The following is a 22683-nucleotide window of genomic DNA, read 5'->3' as shown; positions in this document are numbered from 1 at the left end:
GCGCGGCATCGCTCGCCGTACACTGGCGATCATGGTCACATCCTCCGGCGCTCCCACCGATCACGACGCGGACGCGTCGGGAGCGCCGCGACCGCCAGAGCTCGAGCATGCGGTCAACAGGGTCGAGCACGAGCTCGCGCGGCTCTTCGCCCGCATCCGCATCGGGTGGCGCGAGGCCGCGACCACGGTTCACCCCGATCTGCAGCCGCTCGGATACCAGGTGCTCGTCTCGATTGCGACGGGCAAGGCCACATCCGCCGGTGCCATCATCGAGCGTCTGCAGACCGACAAGTCCGCGGTGAGCCGTCAGGTGCGCCAGCTCGAGCAGCTCGGGCTCGTCGAGAGCGTCCGCGATCCTGAGGATCGCCGCGCCAGGGTGCTCGTCGCCACCGAGCTCGCCCGCGAGCGCGTCGCCGCCGCGCGTGCGCGCTACGAGGCGCGCATCGGTGAGCGGCTGAAGGCGTGGACAGCCGACGATCTGGAGCACTTCGCAGACCTGCTGTCGGACCTCGCCGGCTGAGCGGAGTCGTTCGGGGAAAGGCACGGCCCCCCGCGCCCGGGGAGGGACAAGGCGGGAGGCCGTGCGGTCTTCGAGACCGGAGGATTCCAGCGCAGGTCAGCCCGTTTCGGATGATCCTGTCGGCAGATCGGAGTCCAGCAGGCCCTCCGACCAAGCGATGCGGGCGAGCTCGAGCTTGCTGCGCGCAGGACGACCCGCCGCCGTGTACTTGTCGCGGACGCGATCGAGATACTTCCGCGCGGTGTCGTGCCTTACGCCGATGGCGATGGCGACATCGGCGATGGTCAGCCCCGAGGCATAGAGAGCGAGCACGCGCTGCTCCTGCGCGCTGAGACGGGCGGTGTTGCGTGAACCGTCGATCAGCGTGCGTGCGTTTGCCGTGACGAGCGGTGCGCCGGCGAGGACGGAGTTCGCTGCGGAGATGAACTCCGATTCGCCGTCCGTCGTGGACACGATTCCGTCGATGCCGCCGTCGCGCAGCTTGCGGACCACGACGCGCGAGGACGGCGGGGCGACGAGCAGCACGCGGATACCCGCCGTGCGCAGCGCGGAGACGGCGCGCGCCTGCGCCGTGGCGTCTGCGTCGGACGGCACGTGCAGGGCGAGGAGATGCGGCCAGCGGCCGCGATCCGCGCTGCTCAGCCACGCCATGAAGTCACGCAGCGATGCGGAGACGTGCACGAGCTCGACGCCGACGTCGTCCGCGAGGAGCTGGCCGATCCTTGACCGCTGCAGCACGGATTCGTCGACGATCGCCGCACGTCGCGTCCGCTGTCCTGTCCTGCGCACCTCACGCATCGAGCACCTCCCAAGGCTCGGACGGATGGTGACCCGGCAACGGGATGATCCCTCGGGGGACCGGTATCAAACATCTCGTTCATATGAGTAGTGCGCTGACCGTAGAAAAGGTGACGCGGGAGCACGTTTTGACCCCCGTAAGGAGGTCAAAACAAAACAGTCGCGTCACGTCTTGCTCGGTGCGGAGACGCACGCACTAGGCTGGGCGACGACCTCTAGCTCGGGCCCCGAAGTCCGTCCGGCCAACGGGGTCTTGTTCCCTTCTCGCAGAGAAAGCCCGCTGTGACGAGTCCGACGATTCCTGCGCCCGGAGCCCCCGACGGGGATGCCTCCGACGACCGCGTCGATCTGAGCGATGAGCAGCTCGTCGACGAACTCCGCGCGGGCGACCTCGAGGCCTACGAGGCGCTCTGGGTGCGGCATGTGGCAGCGGCACGCAGGGTCGCTGCGCGCATCGCTCCGCTGCAGGCGGATGATCTCGTCTCTGAAGCCTTTCTCACGGTGTTCGAACAGATCCACACCCAGGGCAAAGGCCCGACCAGCGCGTTCCGCGCGTACCTCTTCGCCGTCATTCGCAACACCGGCGCACGCTGGTATCGCGAGGGTTCGAAGGTCGTGAACGATCCCGACGTCGACGACGTCTTCGAGGATGAGAACCTCGCCGGCCTCGAGCGCGAGTACGACGGCGCCGTGCTGCTCGACGCCTTCCGTGCCCTTCCCGACCGGTGGCAGCGCGTGCTCTGGCTCACCGAGATCGAGGACACCGGTCGCGCGCAGATCGCGGCCGAGCTCGGCATCCGTCCCAACGCCGTCTCCGCGCTGCATCGCCGTGCGCGCTCCGGGCTGCGGCTCCAGTGGCTCCTGAGGCAGGTGCCGGCTGAGCTCAGGGTCGACGGGCACGTCGGCGGCGAACTGCCCGCTGTGATCGTCGGCGGGAACGCCTTCGAGCGCCGACAGCTCGCCGGGCACCTGGATGCCTGTGAGCGCTGCCGCGAGGCCGAGGCTGAGCTGAGGGCGGTCTATCGCGACGGCAAGAAGTCCGCGGCGTCCGTCGGCGGCCTCGCGGCGCTCGGTGTGGTCCTGCCCGCCGCTTCGGCATTCTGGGCGGCGCCGGTAACCATCACGGTCGCCGCCGGTCTCGGGATGAGCTTCGTGAGCGCCGCAGCCGTGCTGCTCGGCGCCGTCGGCCTCGGTCTCGGCGTCGACACGTTCACGAGCATCGCGCCGCCGCAGGACGCCGTCGCCTCAGTGATGACGGAGGTCCGTACGCCGGATTCGGAGCAGCACGAGGAGCCGGTCGCGATCCCCGCCACGACGCCGACGCCGGTTGCTCCCGTGCTTCCCATCCCGCCGCCGCCCGTGATCGCCGATCCCGATCCGGAGTCTGCACCGGCGATCGACATCATCTGGAGCCCCGACGGCGAGGGATTCGCCCCTCGCCCGCCGGTCACGCCGCCGACGGAACCGGGGACTGTCACTCCACCCGGCGGCGAGGAAGCACCGCCGGCTCCGATGGTGACGACGGCCTCACCGGCGGCGACTTCGATGGCGCCCGTCTTGTCCGGAACCGCTGTGGATGCGTCGGACGTCGCGGTGGGGGTGGGGGAGGACACGTACGCCGTCACCCCTTCCGACACGGGAGACTGGACTTTCGACGTCCGAGGCCTGGCGCTTCCTGCCGGTGACTACATCGCAAGAGTCTGGACCGTGACGGATGGTGTCGCTTCTGCGGCGTCCGAGATGGCGTTCACCATCGACGCACCGTTGCTCGAGGGCATCCTCGAGATCCAGAGCATCCCCCTCGGCGACGCGATCGACACGGGACTGCCCTTCAGGATCACCGCTGCTCCTGGCGAGACGGTCTGCCTCGAGTCGGACACCGGTCAGTCCGCGATGGTTCCGCTCGATTCCGTGGACGGCAGCGCGCAGCGCCGTCTCCGCTTCTTCTCCTACGGCATGTACGTCCTTCGCTGGTCGGTGTGCGAGGACGGCTACTACGGCCCGACCGAGACCAGAGTGGTCTCGATCGGACACGGGTTGATGGATCCCTGGATCGTCGAGGACGAGCCGCGCTGGGATATCTTCGAGGACTGACCCGTCCCCCTCTCGAAAGGGCGCAATGCCGTCGCCATCCCGCGCGGGTGCCGCGCTCTTCGCGATCTGCGTCCTGCTGAGCCTCGCGGGCTGCGCATCGCCCGGGCCGATGACGCAGGCGACGCCGAGCGCCGGCATCGAGCATCCCCAGCGGCTCACCTCTGGTCAGGCGGAGGAGCTGGCCGCGATGAGGTTCCGCGCCCATGCCGCCGGCATCAGAGGATTCGATGCGCGGCTGCTCAGCGAGGAGGGTGACCTGCGCGTGATCGGCTGGGTCGACTTCGCCGCCGACACAGGCTACGCGAGCGTCGTCGCGGCCGACTCCACGGCCTTCCTCGTCGTGTGGGACGCCGCACAGGTCGCGTTCCTGGACGGGGGTGAGGCCGGTGCTCCGCAGCCATCGCCGCCGGAAGGCGACTGGCAGGTCTCGACCTTCGATCCGGGGGCGAGCGGGTTGACCCGGCTCTTGGCCGCGCTGCTGCTGCTCTCTGAGGACCGCCCGGAGAACCCGCAGCTCATCGCACAGAACGGCGCACGCTATCTGGGTGAGGAGCAGGTGGGCGACGTTCCGACGTCGCACTACTCCGGTGTCGCTGCGGACGCCGCAGCGGGCGACGAGCCGGATCTCGGCACGCAGTACTGGTTGGACGGCGAGGGAGATCTCGTCCGCTTCGGCATCGTGCTCGCCGGCAACGCCCTCAGCCTCGTCGACTTCAGCGCGGACAGCGTTCCCGACAGCGTGCCGACGGTGGCGAGTGTGGCCGGCTGAAGTGCCGCATCGGTTTCTTCTTCCGGTCAGCTTGACACCCGAACGGGGGTCAAGCTGAGGCAATATCTTCCACGACTCTCAGCGCAACCATAGGATCCGATCACCTGGATTGTCTGTGACGGGGAGAGCTATGCGATACGGGGCAATGAAGCGTGTTCGGAAATCCGCTGCTGTGGTCGCGGCGGCATCCGTGGCTGTCGTCGGCGGACTCGCCGCACCGCCGGCATTCGCCGCCGCGGGGGATGGTGTTCTGACGGTCGAGGTCAACCGCGATTTCTCCGGCGACGGCGTCTACGAGGCAGCCTTCGATCCAGGTCAGGCCGGCATCTCGGTGACGGTGACAGACGGCACGACGTCGGAGACGGTGACGACGGATGCCGACGGGCAGGCCGACTTCGACCTCGCCGGGTTCGCCGGCTCGCGATTCCGCATCGATGTCGCGATCACCGACCCCGACCTGTCCTACCTGCAGCCGGCGCCCGCCGCGACGACGGCGACGGCGAATGCATTCCGCAGCACGACGACCTTCGTCGAGGCGGGCACCCAGACCGTGCACATCGGCGTCTGGAACCCCGCCACCTACGTGCCGGAGAACCCGGACGTCGCGGTCGCCCAGCAGGTGAGCCGGGGGAACAACGGCGCGGTCCGCTCGCTGACGGTGACCTCCTGGGACAACCGCGGACGCTTCGACAATGATCGTGTCGCCGACAACGTCACCGGTTTCGCGACTCGGGCGACACAGGCCGAGACGGGCGCCGTCTTCGGGACCGCGTGGGACTACCGCCGCGACGCCCTCTTCTCCGCCGCCTACGCCAAGGCGTACACGGTGTACGGCCCGGGCGGCTCTGGCGGCATCTACCGCACGAACACCGACACCTCCGCCACGAGCGGCAACACCCAGCTCTGGGCGACCGTCCCGAACGCGGGGTCGTCGGTGCACCAGACGATCACCGGTCGTGATGACGCCTTCTACGCCGCAACGGGCGCCGAGGGACTCGGAGGCCTTGCGATCTCCGAAGATGGCGAGACGCTGTACGTCGTCAACCTCAACGACCAGTCGCTGTACTCGTTCGATGCGGCCGCATCCGCGCCCGCGCCCGTCGCCGATGTGGTGCCGATCGCGGACCCCGGCTGTGTGGGAGGTGAGTGGCGTCCCTTCGCGGTGACCGTCCGAGACGGCTTCGTGTACGTCGGTGGCGTCTGCGACGCATCCGAGAGCCTGTCACGGTCGGATCTCACCGCGCATGTGCTGAAGCTGGACGGCGGCGCGTTCACGGAGGTCTACTCGAAGACTTTGGACTTCGTCAGGGGTGCCCAGAACTACCCTGACCCCGTCGGCAACCAGACGGGTGCAGGCGTCTCGACGCACTGGAACCCGTGGCGGCTCAGTTACGACGCCGATGTGGCCGAGTACTTCAGCAGAGGGCCCCTGTATCCGATGCCGATCCTGTCCACCATCGCGTTCGAGAACGACGGATCGCTCATCCTCGGGTTCCGTGACCGCAAGCCGGACGCCGTCGTCGCGAACGGCTACGGGCCGGATGGGACCACGGCGACGACGGGTCACTACACCGGTGGCGACATCAACAAGGTGTGTCTCACGGCAGGCGTCTACGAGTGGGAGGGGACGGGTTCCTGCGCGAACAACCACACCACGGCGAACTCCGGCGGCGAGCCGGCCGACCGTGTCGAGTACTTCCCGGGTGAGTTCTTCCTCGGCAGCATCCGCGAGAATCCCACCTCCACCGTCCGGCACCTCGAGAACTCGCTCGGCGCCGTGCTGCTGAGCCCGCGTGAACCGGATGTCGCCAACACGACCATGGATCCGACGATGCTGTTCAACACGAACGGCATCGGCTTCTACGACCGCACCACCGGTGAGGGTCCCGGCAACGACTGGGAGACCAGGGGGCTGCTGGTCGCCGGCAACCAGGTCTACAACTTCGGCAAGGGCAACGGCCTGGGCAGCATCAGCCTGCTCGCCGAGGTGCCGCCGATTCAGATCGGCAACGTCGTGTGGTTCGACGCCGACCACGACGGAGAGCAGGATGCCACCGAGGTGGCGATCCCCGGTGCGACGGTGCGTCTGCTCAGCGCCGACGGCACGACCGTCCTCGCGACGACGACGACGGATGAGAACGGCGAATACTACTTCGGCGGTGAAGGCGGCTACCCGCTCGAGCCGGGCGTGGATTACATCGTCGAGTTCGATCTGACCGACATCGACGCGGGCACGCTGCCGGGGGGTCCGGCGCTCGACGAGCTCTCCTTCACCCTGGTGGAGGACGATGCGGCAGGAACGGTGCACGACTCGAACGCCGTTCCGACCACGAACCCGCTGATCGGACGCGCGCCCGTGACCGCGCCGCAGCCCGGCGGGGTGGATCACTCCATCGATGCCGGCATCTGGGCAGGGCGCCCGGGCATCGACATCGTGAAGTTCGATGGCCGTGAGGATGCTCCGGCGAACCCGGTGGATGGTCCGGATGCGGTGGACGGTGAGGACGGTGAGCCCACACCTGGCGACTGGGCTGCTGGTGTGGACGCGGACACCGAGGGCGACGCGGTCGCTTACGAGGTCGTGGACGGGTCGACGGGTGACCAGCCGGTGGGCATGATCGTCACCAACACCGGCAACCTCGCGCTCACGGATGTCACCGTGTCGGATCTGACGGTCGAGGGCCCTGCGGTCTCCGGGTTGACGTGTGATTTCTCGCCGTTGGGCGGGCCGTCGTCTGGTGTGACCTGGGAGGGGCCGTTCGAGCCCGGTGACTCGTTCTCGTGCTCCGCGGTGCTGGAGATGGGATACGAAGAGACCCACTACGACATCGCGTCTGTCGTCGGCCAGCCCGTCGATGAGGAAGGCGAACCGGCCGGTGAGCCGATCGGCGATGAGGACGGCTACTGGGCCGTGACGCCGGCGGAGGTGCTGTCTCCCGCGATCGATATCGTGAAGTTCGATGGCCGTGAGGATGCTCCGGCGAACCCCGTGGATGGCCCGGATGCCGTGGATGGTGAGTACGGTGAGCCGACGCCGGGCGACTGGGCGGCCGGCGTGGACGCCGACACCGAGGGCGACGCCGTGGAGTACGAGGTCGTCGACGGCTCGACGGGTGACCAGCCGGTGGGCATGATCGTGACGAACACCGGTGACGCGGTGCTCACGGACGTCACTGTCTCGGATCTGACGGTCGAAGGGCCCGCGATCTCGGGGTTGACGTGCGATTTCTCGCCGCTGGGTGGCCCCTCGTCCGGTGTGACGTGGGAGGGGCCGTTCGAGCCGGGTGACTCGTTCTCGTGCTCCGCGGTATTGGAGATGGGGTACGAGGAGACGCATTACGACATCGCCTCGGTGGTCGGGCAGCCGGTGAACTCGTCAGGTGAGGACTACGGAGAGCAGATCGGTGACGAGGACGGCTACTGGGCCGTGACTCCGGCGGAGGTGCTGTCTCCCGCGATCGACATCGTGAAGTTCGATGGTCGCGAGGACGCTCCACAGAACCCGGTGGACGGTCCCGATGCGGTGAACGGCGAGTACGGCGGCGAGACCGCTGGCGACTGGGAGGCCGATGTGGATGCCGACACCGTCGACGAGGCGGTGGAGTACGCGCTGGCCGGTGCGACGACGGGTGCGCAGCCGGTCGGGATGATCGTCACCAACACAGGTGACGCCGTCCTCACCGACGTGACGGTTTCCGATCTCACCCTCGACGCTCCGGAGATCACGGACCTCACCTGCGACTTCTCGCCATGGGGAGGCCCCTCGTCCGGCACCGATTGGGCGGGTCCCTTCGAACCGGGTGACGCGTTCTCGTGCACCGCGTTGCTGGAGTTGGGTGCCGCCGAGATCCACCACGACATCGCCTCGGTGGTGGGGCAGCCGGTGAACTCCGCCGGCGAGGATTTCGGTGAGCAGATCGGTGACGAGGACGGCTACTGGGCCGTCACTCCGGACGCGCCCGTGCCGAGCGTGAGCATCACCAAGCGCGAGGCGGTCTCGGGCGAGGAAGCCGACACGGCCGAGGACGCCTACGTCGCACAGGCGGATCGGACGACGGTCGTCGAGATCCCGGTCGTCAACGACGGCGCGACCGCGCTCACGCAGGTCGTCATCCGTGACGTGACGGACGCCGGTCCCGCGATGACCGACCTGACCTGCATCTTCCCCGACGGGACGACGGGCGAGGCCGCCGACGGCGAGGTCCGCTGGGCTGCCACGTTCGGCGAAGCGCCGACCGAGTGGCAGCCGGGCGAGACGATCGACTGCGCCGGAGGAGTCACGCTTGCAGCTGGACAGGCGCATGCCGACACGGTGACGGTCACGGCGGTCGCGCCGGGTGGCGCCGTCGTCACCGACGAGAATCCGTTCCACGTGCGCGTTCCCGCGGCCGGTCTTGCGGTGACGGGTGGGGCCCTCGGCATCGGGGCTCTCGTGCTGGCCACTCTGCTCATCGGTGGAGGCGCCCTGCTGCTGACGGCGCGTGCCCGGCGCCGCGCGGCAGGAGACTGAGAGAACACCTCTCAGTGATGGCGCGGGACCGGCGCCCCAGAAGCCGGTCCCGCGTCATCGCGCGCATGCACCAGCAGCTAGCGGGTGGCGTCCTCCGCCGTCTCCCGTTCGTCCACGGTTCTCGCTAGGGTGGGGAGCGGTGTTCGACTCGCCGCAGGGGCGGGCCACCATTCTGAGTACCGTTCTGGGTGAGGTGCTCGCAGCCACGTGGTCCTGGACCGTGGCGTGGTCGCGCGTGAGCGCGCCCTGATCTGGAGGAGTGCGGGCATGAAGATCGGTGAAGCAGCGGCACGGACGTGGCGGAGCAGCATCGCGGCGGGGCTCGCCGTGCTCCTCATCGCGCTCGGCGCTGCCGTTCCGGCGAACGCTGCGGAGGGGGACCCCGAATACCTCACCGTCTCGAAGAGCGTGAGCAAGCAGGAGGTGTCGCCGGGAGACTCGTTCACTTACACGATCGCGGTGAACTGCTCCGAGAGCTCCTGCCTCGACGCTGAGCTCCACGACGCGTTGCCCGCGGAGCTCGCCGGCTACCGCCTCCTCAACGTCACCATGCAGCCGGGCGCGGCGAGCGTGCCGCGCGACGCGACCTGGACGGTCGACGGTGTCACAGGGAGCACCGCGCCGACCACGATCACGGCGGACACCGCACTGGCCGTCGACTTCACCGGCGCCGTCAGCGCACCGGTGGGAACCGGCCTCCAGAACGGTCAGACATTCACCGTGACGCTCTCCTTGCAGGTCCCGGACGATCTGCTCCCCGGAACCCAGGTGATCGAGAACACCGCCACCACGACGGCGACGAACTCCGCGCCCGGCGCTGACAGCGCGACCATCACCGTCATCACGCCCGAGATCATCGACGTCGAGGCGGGTAAGACCTGGGACCCGTCCACGCAGAGCTTCAACCCCGGTGCGTCGTCGCGGATCACCCTCACCGCCACCAACGCCTCCAACGGCCCGGTCGAATCAGTGACCCTGCAGGAGCCGGCGACCGCGGTGGATGGAGAGACCGCCCTGGATGCCTCCAACCCCTTCACGATCACCGATCTCACCGGCCTCGGGGACGTGACCCTCCCTGCCGGCGCGGACAGCGTCCAGGTCGACCTCTACCTTCAGCAGGCAGACGGGACCTGGGCGTGGGTTCCCGGCCCGCCCTCCGCCGTCGCAGAGCTCCCCGCCGACGTAGACCCTGCAGAGATCGGCGGCGTGCGACTGACCTTCACGGGTACCGCGATCGAACAGGACGCCGTCGGCTCGTTCGGCCTCGATGTCGAGCAGCGCGCGACGGAGCGCGGCACGGACGCCGACCTCTCGACTGCCCGGCACACCGTCGACAACGTCGTCATCGCCACGGCATCCGTCGACGGACGCGACCCCGTCGCCGACACCGCAGAGGCCGACTACACGGTGACGCCCGTCGCCATCGCGGCCTCGACGAGCAAGGACATCTCCCCTTCCCGCATCGCCGCCGGGGACAGCGCAGAGGCGCGCATCGTCGGCACCAACACCTCCGACACCGGTGTCGCCGAGCTGCATGTCTCAGACCTCGACTACTTCGACGAGGACGTCCTCTTCGACGGCTTCTCCTCCGCACCGCAGTGGCCCGAAGGCGCGGACAGCGGCACCCTCGTCTACCACCCGCTGGACGGCTCCGACCCGATCACCGTCGTGCTCGAGGACGGCGTCGTCCCCGCTCTCCCCGGGGTCCTCATCTCCGGGTTCGAGATCGTCTTCACCGCCGACGGCGGCGGCATCGTGGCCGGCGCCTCCACGGTCGCGGACTTCACCATCCGGACCACCGAGGACGCGATCGTCGACGGCGACCAGCGCGCGACGTCCAACACGGCGACGACGAGCGTCGTCGCCCCGAACGGCATCGACGCCGAGGATTCCGACTCCGCATCGCTCGTGCTGCTCACGCCCGAGATCGATGTCGTTCTGGAGAAGTCGATCCTCCCCTCGTCGTCGGTCTCGCCGGGCGAGCCCGTCGTCACCGAGCTCGCCGCGAACCTGACGACGACCTCCGATTACGTCACCCCGACGCGCATCGTCGTGGAGGACGGCTGGACCGGAGACGGCGGCTTCTGGGATGCCTTCGAGCTCAGCTCGATCGCCCCGACGCAGGTGCCCGGCGGTACCGCGCTCACCATCGAGGTGCAGGACGAGTCCGGCGCGTGGCGGACGCTGCAGGTCTTCCCTGCCCAGTCGACGGCGCACCAGGTCTCCATGACCACCGCGCAGATCCAGGCGGCGCTGCCGGCCGGTCTCTCCATCGCGGACGTCCGTGGCATCCGATTCACGTTCGACAAGGCGGACGGTTTCGCCTCGGACACGACCGTGACCCCGTACGTCGTCTCGGAGGCGCGTTCGACGCTGCGCACCGGCGGGTCGGTCGTCCCCGGCGACGACCAGCCCGTGAGCTATCCGAACCTCGCTTCCACGACCGGCACGGGTGAGACGGGTGCGGGCACGCAGCTCACCGACACCGATACCGACACGGCCGAGGGAACGATCGAGACCTACGCCGCAGAAGGCTCGATCGGCATCGACAAACGCTGGAGCGAGGCGACGGTGTCTGCGCAGTCCCAGCAGGTGCGGGGAACGACCTTGAGCTGGCGTGTCGAGCCCGGATACGAGCAGATCGCGATCACAGACCCGGCGACATCCGCGAACGCCTTCGAGGGAGCCGAGCCAGGTCAGGTCGCCGGCACCGTCTACGACGCCTTCGACCTCGTGCGCATCGAGCCGATCGCCGCCAGTGCCGAGCCGTTCAGCAATGGCTGGTACATGCAGTACGACGACGTCGATGTCGTGGAGCTGTACATCGACGGGGTCTGGACCGCTGTGCCCGCACCCGCGTCAGGCTGGATCGACGACGGACGGTTCGTGGGCTACGTCCTCACCGACGCAGAGCGCGCGGGGGCCACCGGCTTCCGCATCGTGCTGTCTGCCGACGACGAGGCGCGTGAGGCGGCCGAGGCCGCGGGCGACCCGTGGGTCACCGCGCTCGGCGAGGGCGTGGGCGCGAGCAGTGCCGTTCGTACCTTCGACCTCATCTGGCAGATCCGGGACGCGAAGCGCTCTGATGGCGCGTGGGTCACCGACGAGGCGCTCTACAACACCGACGACGCCGGCGTCGTGGAGAACGCGGTCCGCATCGACGGCAAGCGCATCGACACCGGCACTGTGGTGAGCGACGTCGACGCCGACACCATCCTCATCACCGACCCCGGCCCTGGTGTGACCGTCGACAAGCGGGTCACGCCGACCGCGCCGCTGTACGTTCCCGTCGCCGGGACCGCCGCGAGCGCGTACCCGTCCGCGACGTTCACGCTCGAGGCGCGCAACGACTCGGTCGCCAAGGCCTCCTACATCCGCGTGACCGATCCGCCGGTGTGCGCCGATGCCGATCCCATGGCCGCGTGCCAGAGCGCGCCGACGGCTGCCGGCGCGAAGGGCGACCCGTTCACCGCCGACATCGACTGGCTCACCGCGGACGGACAGGGCAACCCGTTCGAGCGGTTCGACCTGCGCGCCGTCACGATCTCGGCGGCGATCGCCGACCAGGTCGACCTCGCCGAGAGCGTCGTGTGGCTGCTCCGTTACGTAGACGGCGAATACGTGTCCGAGGCGACATCCGCCGCGGCCGTCAACGCGATGACCGCCGCGCAGCTCGCCGACGTCGTCGGTATCAGCGTCACCTTCCAGGGCACCGATCCCGAGGTGACCGGTGGAACCATCACTCCCGCGAACGTGCTGAAGATCGTGCTGCAGACGCAGGTGCGTACCACGCTGCGCTCGACCGGCGAGGCGCAGACGGTCGCAGCCAACGAACGCGTCGGCGTGGCCAACCGCGTCTTCGCGCAGTCGTACGACCCGATCCTGGCCGCAGACGTCACCACCGGTGCTCGCGATGCCGTCGCGGTCACCTTGACCGGTGGTGACCTCAACGTCGCGCCCACGAAGTCGGTGACGCCCGACGCACTCACCGAGCCCACCCGCGACACTCCGGTCACGGTGAGGCTCGGTGCCAACCAGGGCACGAACCCAGTGAGCACGCTCGCCACCCGCGAGGTGCGTCTCACCGACGACAGCACCACTTCGCCCGAGTTCTGGGATGCCTTCGACCTCACCGGTCTCGGAGCGATCACCGCTCCGGCGGGTGCAGACCGGGTCGCCGTCTCGGTGTACGGGCCCTTTGGGATCGATGGCGAGCTCGCCTGGGTCTCCTCGGCGGCGACGCCGGTGGCCGGTGCCGTGCTGCCTGTCGAGGCCGAGCAGTACGGCGACGTCGTCGGCATCCGCTTCGCTTTCTCTCGCGCGGACGGCGGGCTCTTCTCGTCCGCGTTCCCCGCGCCCTCCTGGAACGCGGCGGCGGCTTTCACCGTGCAGCTGCGCGACACCCACCGAGCAGGTGGCGAGCCCGTCGAACTGGTCGGCACGATCGAGAACACCGTCATGGCGATCAGCGATCGGCTCAACGGCGAGACCTCCGAGGAGAAGGCTGCCGCCGCCGAGATCGACCTCGGTCCCGGCACCTTCCGCCTCGGGGTGAACAAGCTCGCGAACGACGGCGATCACTTCGCCGCAGCCGGAGAGCAGATCCCCTTCGATCTGACGTTCACGAACACGGGCACCGGCTATCTCACGATCACGGAGCTGCGCGACGCGCTCCCCGAGGAACTGGTGTTCCTCGGAGACGTTCAGCCGGTCTATTCCCCGGACCCAGACGGCCAGTTGACGGAGCCCGCGTCGTTCGAGATCGACGGCGACGAGCTCGTGTTCACCTGGGCCGACGGCGCCAGGATGAACCCGGGGGAGACGTTCGGCATCCGCATCATCCTCGAGTTGCAGCCGGGGCTCGTCCTCGGCGAGCGGGCGGTCAATGAGATGACCGTGCACACGGCGGAGACGCTCACGGCGTGCACCAACACCACGCCGGGTGCGGGGACGACCGGCGCGTGGGCGTCGGATGCCACCACCTGCGGTACGACCGACTACGTCACTCCCGCGGACGCGACCAGCCTCTTCGTCGTCAAGGGCGTCCGAGGATCACTCCCCGGCGCGATCCTCCCCGGCACGCCGGACGCGATCTGCCAGCAGAACCTCGTGGTCACGGGCGGTGCGTACTTCCGCTCGCCCTGCGCGGCCAACAGCGTGATCGGCGGCGTCGACGCGTGGGTGCTCAGGGCGCAGAACGGGGGCACGAGCAACATCGCTGAGATGGTGCTGTTCGATCAGCTCCCCGTCGCCGGCGACAGCTCGCTGATCTCCGGTGCGAGCCGCAGCTCGGTCTACCGTCCCCAGCTGCTCGACGACCTCGACATCACTGCACCGGCAGGCACGACCATCGTGCTCGAGGTGACGAGCTCCGCCGACGTCTGCCGCGGCACCTGGTCGAACCTGGCGAACCAGGTCCCCTGTGCACAGAACGGCGAGGTCTGGAGCGCGGCGACCGCGGACACAGACTGGTCGCAGGTCTCCGGCATCCGGGTGAGCCTGGACTTCCGGACGACGACGGCCAGGGCGCTGACCCCCGGCCAGTTCGTCGACGTGACCTACAGCAGCGTCAACGTCGCCGCATCCGCGGACGAACCGGGTGGTGCGCCCGTCGCCGTGCCGGCATCGGACTCCTTCGCCTGGAACCAGTTCGGCGTGAAGTACCGCGACGCCGACTCCACGGCCTACGCGAAGATCGCGCCGTCGAAGGTCGGCGTGCACCTGGTCACCGGATCGCTGAGCGTGCGGAAGACGGTCGACGGTCCGGCTGCAGCCTTCGCGGCGACGTCGTTCACGGTGGACGCGGTCTGCGAGATCGACGGCGTGCCGCTCGACCTCGGAGACGCGGCTGCGCTCGTCCTGGACACCGAGAACGCGTATGCCGCGCGCATCGACGGCATCCCCGTAGGTGCGGACTGCACGCTCACCGAGCGCGGCGACCTCGGATCCTACGGCGAGGCCAGCCGTACCGGTTCCCCGACGACGGTGACCATCGCCCAGGCGACGGCCGCGGATGAGAGCGTCCCCGCCGCGCAGGCGGCGGAGATCGTCAACGCCTACGACTTCGCGGGTCTCACCGTGACGAAGCGCGTCGAGACGGACGCGACCGGATCCTTCGGGCCGTTCGACTTCACCCTCTCGTGCATCTCGGCCACCGGCATCCCCGTGCTCTTCGACGGTGAGGAGGCTCTGCCCTTCACGCTGATGGACGGTGAGACCTTCACCGCACCGGCCGACACGATCCCCGCACGGGCGACGTGTCTGGTGACGGAGGTCGACGCCTCCGGCGCCGACGGCACCGTCGTCGTCGGAACGGGCGTCACCGACCTCGGAGAGGGCCGTGCAGAGGTCGAGGTGGGAACCACCGACGCAGAGGTGTCGTTCACGAACAGCTACGACGCCGGCATCCTCACTGTCGCCAAGCAGGTGGATGGCGAGGGCGCCGCCCTCTACGGCGCCGGATCGTTCACCTTCTCCGCTGTGTGCACCTACCGCGGCCAGACGTTGCTGGACGAGAGTTTCGCGCTCGAGGGCGGCAGCATGAGGACGTTCGGACCGTACCCGGCGAGCACGTCCTGTGCCGTGGAGGAGATCGACGCCGACGGTGCGACGAACACGGTGATCTCGCCGGAGAGCGGAATCGTGGTCCTCGGAGCCGGGGTCGGTGAGCAGTGGACCGTCCTCGCGACGAACACCTTCGACCTCACGGAGATCTCCGTGGTCAAGGAGCGCATCGGTGACCTCGACGCCGCGGGTGCTGACGGCGCCTTCACCGTCGAGCTCGTCTGCGTCCTCCCCACGGACGACGCTGAGCGTGCGATCGATATCCCCGGCGGTGCAGAGCGCGTGCTGGACGCGGCGAACGGCTACACCGCCGCTTACGCGGACCTGCCCGTCGACGCACGATGCGACATCACCGAGACGGACGCGGGCACCGCTGTGAGCACGACCGTCTCGGTCGCGCAGCAGGGCGACGAGCAGACGGTCGACGGGGCGACGGCGGCCGTCGCGCCTGACGCCGACGGCGCGGAGGTGACGATCACGAACAGGTTCGCGAAGGAGCTCCCGCAGACCGGCCTCGCCGGCGGCGCGTTGCTCTGGCTCGCCGTGCTGCTGTTGCTCGGAGGGGGCGCGGCCGCGCTCGTGGTCGCACGGCGCGCTCGCCGCGCGGACTGAGCCCATGCCAGGATGAACCACATGGACTACACCCACCTCGGACGCACGGGCACGTCGGTCTCGCGGATCGTGCTCGGCACGATGAACTTCGGCGACCGGACCACCGAAGCGGACTCGTTCGCCATCATGGACAGGGCGCTGGAGCTCGGCATCAACTTCTTCGACACGGCGAACGCCTACGGCGGTCGCGGCGGACGCGGTGCGACCGAAGAGATCATCGGGCGGTGGTTCGCCGCCAGGCCCGGCGTGCGCGATGACATCGTGCTGGCGACCAAGGTGCACTCGCCGATGGTCGACGGCGACGTCGTCAACGCCCGCGGTGCATCGGCCTGGCAGGTCCGCCGCGAGGCCATCGGGTCGCTGCGTCGACTGCAGACCGACCGTATCGACCTCTACCAGTTCCACCACATCGACCGGCACATCCCGTGGGAGGAGCTCTGGCAGTCGATGGAGGTGCTCGTCACCCGCGGCGAGGTCGTCTACACGGGCAGCTCGAACTTTGCGGCATGGAACATCGCTCAGGCCAATGAGATCGCCAGGAACCGTCATTTCCTCGGGCTCGTCAGCGAGCAGTCGCTGTACAACCTCGCGCACCGTTCCATCGAGCTGGAGGTGATCCCCGCGGCGCGGAACTACGGCCTGGGCATCCTGCCGTGGTCGCCGCTCAGCGGCGGTCTGCTGAGCGGCGGGTCGAACGATGCGGATGCGCGTTCGAACACAGGACGTGCGGCCGAGACCCGGGCCAAGTACGGCGATCGGGTGGATGCCTATGAGCGCTTCGCGCGTGAACGCGGCTGGACGCCGGCGGCGCTCGGGCTCGCATGGCTGCTCCACCAGCCGGGTGTGACCGGCCCGATCATCGGCCCGAGGACGATCGAGCAGCTGGAATCCGCTGTCACGGCCCTGGACATCCGACTCTCCGACGAGGACCTCACCGCACTCGACGAGATCTTCCCCGGGCCAGGTGGTCAGGCGCCGGAGGCATACGCCTGGTAGCCGTTCGTCGGGGCAGCGGTCTCAGCGTGCGCCGAACAGGGCGGGGTCGACAGGGCGCCGGGCGCGCGGCAGTTTCTCCACGACGAGCAGGTACGACTCGGTGACGAGTTCTGCGACCAGCCCGGATTCCAGCGCGGGACCGGGCCGCACGGAGATCCAGTGCCGCTTGTTCATGTGATAGCCGGGCGTGATCTCCGCGAACCCTCGACGCAGGGCCTCGGAGTCCTCCGGATGCGACTTCAGCACGAGCATCGCATCCGCGTCCTCGCCCGAGAGGAGCAGGAACACCTTGCCTCGCACCTTGTAGACGTCCGTCTCCGGTCCGAAGGGGTTCTCAAGCACAGCGCCAGGCAGTTCCTCCACCCGTGACCTCGCCGCCGCGAGCAGGTCGACGCCGTCCATCAGAACAGCCTGTCCTGTCCCTTGTCGTCTGCACGCGCGACGGCCCGCACCCGCTCATCGAGGGAGGCGGCGGCGAGCAGTGCCTCGTCGATCACCTCGCGCCCTGCCTCAGCCATCAGCCAGTCCTGGGCGAAGGCGGTGGGGATGAGCACGGGCATCCGATCGTGCAGCTCGGCGAGATGCGGGGGAGCGGGGCGCATGACGATCGAATAGCACGTGACCCACTCTCCGTCCGGCGTCTTCCCGCGCTGCGTGACGGCGGCCATTCCGAACAGCGTGCCGGTGTCGAGCCCGAACTCGTGCCAGACGCGGTCGGGCTTGTGCATCTCGAACCAGCCCGTCGTCGGCACGATCGCCCGAGCACGCGCGCCGCCGGGGCGCTCCTGCAGGCGCTCGGAGCGGGTGTTGATCGACGGGAACCGTGCCGGGGCGCCGTCGACGAGAAACCCCCACCATGCGGATTCGAGCGCGGCTTCGCCGTCGCGCCCGATGACCAGCGGATTGAGGTTCCTCAGGTTCTTGCCCGTCGGGCGCAGGGTCTCTCCGGCGTTCTGCGCCGCCCAGTCCCGCAGGCCGTCGAGGATGCCTGCATCGGCCTCGGCGAGAAGCTCTGCGTCGGTGAATCGGGGATCAAGCCCGTAGCTCGCGCACATGCGCCAAGGGTAGCTCCCGGCACCGACATCCGGGGGTGCTCCGACGCCGGCGCGCTCGGGTAGGGTGCACTGGTGCCGGCCACACGTTCTCTTCCCGCCCCGCTCGCCCTCGCCGGGGCCGTCTCGATCGGCGTGATGACGGCGATCCAGGCGCGCATCAACGGCGTCCTCGGGGTCCGCATCGAGGACGGCGTCGCTGCGGGGCTGGTCTCCTTCGCCGTCGGCACCGCCCTGCTCGCGCTCATCGTCGCCGTCGTGCCTCGGGGAAGATCGGGGATGCGGGCGCTCTGGCGCAGCATCCGGGACGGCGAGGTGCCGCCGTGGATGCTCCTCGGCGGAGCCTGCGGTGCGCTCACCGTGTCGACGCAGGGCTTCACCGCCGCTGTGCTCGGTGTCGCGCTGTTCACGGTGGGCGTGGTGGCCGGACAGACGCTGAACGGGCTCATCCTGGACAGGATCGGCTTCGGGCCGGCCGGCGTCGTCGCGGTCACGATGGGCAGGGTCGCAGGGGGAGCGCTCGCCCTCGTCGCCGTCGGCATCTCCTTGAGCGGCGACGTGCTGGCCGAGGCGCCGCTGTGGATGCTCGTCCTGCCGCTCGCCGCCGGGGTCGGCATCGCCCTACAGCAGGCGGTGAACGGACGCCTCGCGCAGCGCGTCGGGTCTCCGATGATCGCGACGATGACGAGCTTCATCGTCGGAACCGTCGTGCTCGCCGTCGCCGCGGGGGTGAGCATCCTGCTGCGCGGGGCACCGCAGCCCCTTCCGGGGGAGGCATGGCTCTATCTCGGCGGTGCGCTGGGCGTCGTCTACATCTTCCTCGGCGCGTTCCTCGTCGCGCACACGGGGGTGCTGCTGCTCGGCCTCGGATCGGTGCTCGGGCAGCTCGTCACAGCGGTCGTGATCGACATGATCTGGCCGACGGATGCCGGCCCCGCGGCGTGGCAGGTGATCGCGATGGTGGCCGTCTCGGTGGCCTCGGTGTTCGTTGCGGTGATCCGCCGTCGGCGCTGAACGCTACTTCTTCTTGCGCGGCATCCGCGTCAGCAGTCCGTCCGCGTCTACGGGCTTGCGGCGTCCTGGCTTCTTGTCCGGCTTGCCGCCTACGTAGAGCCAGCCGAGCAGCTCTTCGTTCTTCTTCAGACCGTGCGCTTTCGCCACCGCCTTCGACCGCGTGTAGTGCCCGGTCCGCCAGATGACGCCCCAGCCCGCCTCGTCGAGCAGCAGGCTGAGCGTGTGGGCTACGCCGGAGGCCACGGCCTCCTGCTCCCAGGCCGGCACCTTGTCGCTCTTGCGGTAGCTGGCCACCACGGCGATGAGCAGAGAGGCCCGCAGGGGCTTGGTGGAGGGATGCTTGTCGCCGTTCGCCTTCGCGATGGCCGCGCCCAGCACCTCACGGTCCTCGCCGCGCAGCTCGATGAGCCGCCAGGGCTGGAGGGAGGAGTGGTCGGCGACCCTGCCCGCCGCGGCGATGAGCGGGAGCAGTTCGGCCCTGGTCGGGGCGTCCTCAGTGACCTTCGACCAGGACTGCCTCGCCAGGACCGCGTCGAGCGCGCTCACGCCTGGGGAGCCTCTGGCGTGAAGTTCAAAGCGAGCGAGTTCATGCAGTAACGGTCGCCGGTCGGCGTGCCGAACCCGTCGGGGAACACGTGGCCGAGGTGCGAGCCGCAGTTGGCGCAGCGGACTTCGGTGCGCTCCATCCCGAGGGTGTTGTCCTCGAGCAGTTCCACGGCGTCCGGCCGGATCGACTCGTAGAAGCTCGGCCAGCCGCAGCCGGAGTCGAACTTCGTGCCGCTCTTGAACAGCTCGGCGCCACAGGCGCCGCAGGTGTACAGACCGGCCCGCTTCTCGTCGAGCAGCTCGCCCGTCCACGCCCGCTCGGTGGCCGACTGGCGGAGCACCGCGTACTGCTCATCGCCGAGCTCTGCTCGCCACTCTGCTTCGGACTTGTTCACGCTGTAGGACATGAGACCTCCTGGATCCCTCCCATTCTCTCGCGATCCGAGAGGGTCGGGCGCACCCGGGACCATATCGTCCGTGGAGTGGCGTCGCGGAGCGCGGCAGGAGGCGGCGTAGGCTTCGGGCATGCTCGGTGATCTGACGGACCGCGACCGGGCGATCCTCGCGCTCGAGGTCGCCTGGCCTCGGCATACCGGCGCCAAGGAAGAGGAGATCAGAGCGCGGTTGGGCATGAGCGCCGCACGGTACTACCAGCTGCTCTGGCGTCTCGTCGAGACCGAGCAGGCGCTCGAGCACGATCCGCTCCTGGTCCGCCGGCTGCGCCGCATCCGGGATGCCCGCACCGCGCAGCGGACCGCGCGCATGCCGGGATTCGTCGGCTGACACACGAACCCCGCGCGCGGCTTCCTGAGCGCGCGCACCGGGCATCGGACGGGGGATGCCCTAGCATCGAGGGGTGTCAAAGCCCGTTCGCGATCGTTTCGATGATGTCCCGCGCACCTCTGGGCGCGTCGGCGCGCACCGCGCGGAGAACCCAGGCGGCAACGGATGGATGGTCCTGCTCTGGGCCGTCGTCGCGGCCCTCGTCCTCCTCGTCGCCGGCATCTTCGGCACGCTCGTGGTGATGGGGCGCATCTCGTTGTTCCCCGAGACGCAGCAGACGGCCACGCCCGCGCCGGAGGAGACCGGCGTCGTCGACATGACCTACTCGGTGATGATCCTCAACGCCACGCCGGATGACGGCATCGACGACGACCTGCGTCAGACGCTCATCGACGAGGGCTGGGACGGGAGCATCGTGTTCGCCGTCGACGGCTCGACGGACGACTTCCCCGAGACGACGGTGTACTACGTCGACGCCGCCGACGAGCAGGCCGCTCTGGGGCTCGCCGATCTCATCGGCGGTGCACTCGTCGAGCAGAGCGATGTGTACGCGGGGCAGAACACCACGGACGTCGCGCAGCTCACAGTGGTGCTCGGCGTCGATCGCACGACGCCCGCGCCCGACGCGCAGGAGTCTTCCGAGGAGTAGCGTCGCCCTGTTTCTCCCTGGGCGGACGCGGCTTGCACTCGATGGGGTCGAGTGCCAGAATGGGCGTTAGCACTCGATTGCTCTGAGTGCTAAACCGAACGCCTACGTCCAGGAGGGACGACAAAACTCATGGCAAAGATCATCGCTTTCGATGAGGAGGCCCGCCGCGGCCTCGAGCGCGGTCTCAACATCCTCGCCGACGCCGTCAAGGTGACCCTCGGCCCGCGTGGTCGCAACGTCGTGCTGGAGAAGAAGTGGGGCGCCCCCACCATCACGAACGACGGTGTCTCCATCGCCAAGGAGATCGAGCTGGACGACCCGTACGAGAAGATCGGCGCGGAGCTCGTCAAGGAGGTCGCCAAGAAGACCGACGACGTCGCGGGTGACGGAACCACCACCGCGACCGTCCTGGCGCAGGCGCTGGTCCGCGAGGGCCTGCGCAACGTCGCCGCCGGCGCCGACCCCATCTCCCTCAAGCGCGGCATCGAGAAGGCCGTCGCGGCCATCACGGCCGAGCTTCTCTCCAGCGCCAAGGAGATCGAGTCGAAGGAGGAGATCGCCGCCACCGCGTCCATCTCCGCCGCAGACCCCGAGATCGGCGAGCTGATCGCCGAGGCGATCGACAAGGTCGGCAAGGAGGGCGTCGTCACCGTCGAGGAGTCGCAGACCTTCGGCACCGAGCTCGAGCTCACCGAGGGCATGCGCTTCGACAAGGGCTACATCAACCCCTACTTCGTCACGGACCCCGACCGCCAGGAGGCCGTGTTCGAGGAGCCCTACATCCTCATCGCCAACCAGAAGATCTCCAACATCAAGGACCTTCTGCCCGTCGTCGACAAGGTGATCCAGGACGGCAAGGAGCTCGTCATCATCGCCGAGGACGTCGAGGGCGAGGCTCTCGCGACTCTCGTGCTGAACAAGATCCGCGGCATCTTCAAGTCGGTCGCCGTCAAGGCTCCCGGCTTCGGCGACCGCCGCAAGGCTCAGCTCCAGGACATCGCGATCCTCACCGGCGGTCAGGTCATCACCGAGGAGGTCGGTCTCAAGCTCGAGAACGCCACCCTCGACCTGCTGGGACGTGCCCGTAAGGTCATCGTCACCAAGGACGAGACCACGATCGTCGAGGGCGCCGGCGAGGCGTCGCAGATCGAAGGCCGCGTGACGCAGATCCGTCGCGAGATCGAGAACACCGACAGCGACTACGACCGCGAGAAGCTCCAGGAGCGCCTTGCCAAGCTCGCCGGCGGCGTGGCCGTCATCAAGGCGGGTGCGGCAACCGAGGTCGAGCTCAAGGAGCGCAAGCACCGCATCGAGGACGCCGTCCGCAACGCGAAGGCAGCCGTCGAGGAGGGCATCGTCCCCGGTGGTGGCGTCGCGCTCATCCAGTCCGGCAAGAAGGCGCTCGACGCCCTCGAGCTGTCGGGTGACGAGGCGACCGGTGCGGCCATCGTCCGCGTCGCGATCGAGGCTCCGCTGAAGCAGATCTCGCTGAACGCCGGTCTCGAGCCGGGCGTCGTCGCGAACAAGGTCTCCGAGCTCCCCGGCGGTCACGGCCTGAACGCCGCGACGGGCGAGTACGTCGACCTCTTCGCCGCGGGCATCATCGACCCGGCGAAGGTCACGCGCTCCGCGCTGCAGAACGCCGCGTCGATCGCCGGCCTGTTCCTCACCACCGAGGCCGTCGTCGCCGACAAGCCCGAGAAGGTCGCGGCTCCGGCCGGCGACCCGACGGGTGGCATGGACTTCTGATCCACGATCAGACAGCCTGAAGGAAGG

Annotated in this window: 15 protein-coding genes; 10 read left to right on the top strand and 5 right to left on the bottom strand. The window is 69.0% G+C overall.

Translation table 11 applies throughout. From position 1 onward, the window contains the following. Window positions 1-31 precede the first annotated feature (31 nt). On the top strand, window positions 32-520 hold the full coding sequence (locus ACWGJP_RS15620) for a MarR family winged helix-turn-helix transcriptional regulator (protein WP_452330719.1): 489 nt from the start codon (window positions 32-34) through the stop codon (window positions 518-520). Between the two features lie 96 nt (window positions 521-616). Here the strand turns inward: ACWGJP_RS15620 and ACWGJP_RS15615 are convergent, their stop codons facing one another. Further along, window positions 617-1318, bottom strand: coding sequence for a helix-turn-helix transcriptional regulator (locus ACWGJP_RS15615; protein ID WP_452330718.1), 702 nt, complete (start codon window positions 1316-1318; stop codon window positions 617-619). A gap of 282 nt (window positions 1319-1600) precedes the next feature. On the opposite strand from ACWGJP_RS15615, the gene ACWGJP_RS15610 reads away from it, so the two are divergent. From ACWGJP_RS15610 to ACWGJP_RS15590, 5 genes are all read left to right on the top strand, one after another. Beyond that, window positions 1601-3412: a sigma-70 family RNA polymerase sigma factor gene (locus ACWGJP_RS15610; RefSeq protein ID WP_452330717.1), complete on the top strand. Its 1812-nt coding sequence runs from the start codon at window positions 1601-1603 to the stop codon at window positions 3410-3412. 25 nt (window positions 3413-3437) lie between these two features. Beyond that, window positions 3438-4181: a hypothetical protein gene (locus ACWGJP_RS15605; protein ID WP_452330716.1), complete on the top strand. Its 744-nt coding sequence runs from the start codon at window positions 3438-3440 to the stop codon at window positions 4179-4181. A gap of 145 nt (window positions 4182-4326) precedes the next feature. After that, complete coding sequence (locus ACWGJP_RS15600; RefSeq protein ID WP_452330715.1) at window positions 4327-8691, top strand: SdrD B-like domain-containing protein; 4365 nt, start codon at window positions 4327-4329, stop codon at window positions 8689-8691. Between the two features lie 267 nt (window positions 8692-8958). Further along, window positions 8959-15867 (top strand): DUF5979 domain-containing protein, encoded by a 6909-nt coding sequence (locus tag ACWGJP_RS15595; RefSeq protein WP_452330714.1) that lies wholly within the window; start codon window positions 8959-8961, stop codon window positions 15865-15867. Between the two features lie 21 nt (window positions 15868-15888). Then, window positions 15889-16863: an aldo/keto reductase gene (locus ACWGJP_RS15590; protein ID WP_452330713.1), complete on the top strand. Its 975-nt coding sequence runs from the start codon at window positions 15889-15891 to the stop codon at window positions 16861-16863. A gap of 21 nt (window positions 16864-16884) precedes the next feature. Here ACWGJP_RS15590 and ACWGJP_RS15585 read toward each other — a convergent pair whose 3' ends face one another. After that, a complete protein-coding gene (locus tag ACWGJP_RS15585) occupies window positions 16885-17265 on the bottom strand; it encodes an MmcQ/YjbR family DNA-binding protein (RefSeq protein ID WP_452330712.1) in 381 nt (126 codons plus the stop codon). Continuing rightward, window positions 17265-17918 carry an SOS response-associated peptidase family protein gene (locus ACWGJP_RS15580; protein ID WP_452330711.1) on the bottom strand — a complete coding sequence of 218 codons (654 nt, stop codon included), beginning with the start codon at window positions 17916-17918 and terminating at the stop codon, window positions 17265-17267. Before ACWGJP_RS15580 ends, ACWGJP_RS15585 begins: the two co-directional genes overlap by 1 nt. A 135-nt stretch (window positions 17919-18053) precedes the next feature. Between ACWGJP_RS15580 and ACWGJP_RS15575 the strand changes: the two genes are divergently transcribed. Beyond that, entirely contained in the window at window positions 18054-18929 is an 876-nt protein-coding gene (locus ACWGJP_RS15575) for a DMT family transporter (RefSeq protein ID WP_452330852.1), read from the top strand. A 3-nt stretch (window positions 18930-18932) separates the two neighbouring features. Here the strand turns inward: ACWGJP_RS15575 and ACWGJP_RS15570 are convergent, their stop codons facing one another. Together ACWGJP_RS15570 and msrB are read right to left on the bottom strand one after the other, a co-directional pair. After that, window positions 18933-19475: a nitroreductase family protein gene (locus ACWGJP_RS15570; protein WP_452330710.1), complete on the bottom strand. Its 543-nt coding sequence runs from the start codon at window positions 19473-19475 to the stop codon at window positions 18933-18935. Beyond that, entirely contained in the window at window positions 19472-19882 is a 411-nt protein-coding gene (gene msrB / locus ACWGJP_RS15565) for a peptide-methionine (R)-S-oxide reductase MsrB (protein ID WP_452330709.1), read from the bottom strand. The genes ACWGJP_RS15570 and msrB overlap by 4 nt, the downstream gene beginning before the upstream one ends. Window positions 19883-20000: 118 nt before the next feature. On the opposite strand from msrB, the gene ACWGJP_RS15560 reads away from it, so the two are divergent. The 3 genes from ACWGJP_RS15560 to groL all read left to right on the top strand — a co-directional run bounded on the left by ACWGJP_RS15560 (window position 20001) and on the right by groL (window position 22656). Continuing rightward, complete coding sequence (locus ACWGJP_RS15560; RefSeq protein WP_452330708.1) at window positions 20001-20258, top strand: DUF3263 domain-containing protein; 258 nt, start codon at window positions 20001-20003, stop codon at window positions 20256-20258. A gap of 73 nt (window positions 20259-20331) precedes the next feature. Further along, window positions 20332-20907 (top strand): LytR C-terminal domain-containing protein, encoded by a 576-nt coding sequence (locus tag ACWGJP_RS15555; protein ID WP_452330707.1) that lies wholly within the window; start codon window positions 20332-20334, stop codon window positions 20905-20907. 129 nt (window positions 20908-21036) lie between these two features. Next, the gene (groL, locus tag ACWGJP_RS15550; RefSeq protein WP_452330706.1) at window positions 21037-22656 is read left to right on the top strand and encodes a chaperonin GroEL; all 1620 of its coding nucleotides are present in this window, start codon (window positions 21037-21039) and stop codon (window positions 22654-22656) included. Window positions 22657-22683 lie beyond the last annotated feature (27 nt).

The organism is Microbacterium sp. NPDC055903 (assembly GCF_053615555.1).
Note: the sequence above shows the minus strand (reverse complement) of the source record. Positions and strands in the feature narration are given on the sequence as shown.

Excerpts from the sequence above, each read along its gene's own strand:
- ACWGJP_RS15615 (WP_452330718.1), bottom strand. The coding sequence starts at position 1,318 with ATGCGTGAGGTGCGCAGGACAGGACAGCGGACGCGACGTGCGGCGATC.
- msrB (WP_452330709.1), bottom strand. The coding sequence starts at position 19,882 with ATGTCCTACAGCGTGAACAAGTCCGAAGCAGAGTGGCGAGCAGAGCTC.
- ACWGJP_RS15585 (WP_452330712.1), bottom strand. The coding sequence starts at position 17,265 with ATGGACGGCGTCGACCTGCTCGCGGCGGCGAGGTCACGGGTGGAGGAA.
- ACWGJP_RS15605 (WP_452330716.1), top strand. The coding sequence starts at position 3,438 with ATGCCGTCGCCATCCCGCGCGGGTGCCGCGCTCTTCGCGATCTGCGTC.
- ACWGJP_RS15620 (WP_452330719.1), top strand. The coding sequence starts at position 32 with ATGGTCACATCCTCCGGCGCTCCCACCGATCACGACGCGGACGCGTCG.
- ACWGJP_RS15575 (WP_452330852.1), top strand. The coding sequence starts at position 18,054 with ATGACGGCGATCCAGGCGCGCATCAACGGCGTCCTCGGGGTCCGCATC.
- groL (WP_452330706.1), top strand. The coding sequence starts at position 21,037 with ATGGCAAAGATCATCGCTTTCGATGAGGAGGCCCGCCGCGGCCTCGAG.
- ACWGJP_RS15600 (WP_452330715.1), top strand. The coding sequence starts at position 4,327 with ATGAAGCGTGTTCGGAAATCCGCTGCTGTGGTCGCGGCGGCATCCGTG.
- ACWGJP_RS15560 (WP_452330708.1), top strand. The coding sequence starts at position 20,001 with ATGCTCGGTGATCTGACGGACCGCGACCGGGCGATCCTCGCGCTCGAG.
- ACWGJP_RS15590 (WP_452330713.1), top strand. The coding sequence starts at position 15,889 with ATGGACTACACCCACCTCGGACGCACGGGCACGTCGGTCTCGCGGATC.
- ACWGJP_RS15580 (WP_452330711.1), bottom strand. The coding sequence starts at position 17,918 with ATGTGCGCGAGCTACGGGCTTGATCCCCGATTCACCGACGCAGAGCTT.
- ACWGJP_RS15595 (WP_452330714.1), top strand. The coding sequence starts at position 8,959 with ATGAAGATCGGTGAAGCAGCGGCACGGACGTGGCGGAGCAGCATCGCG.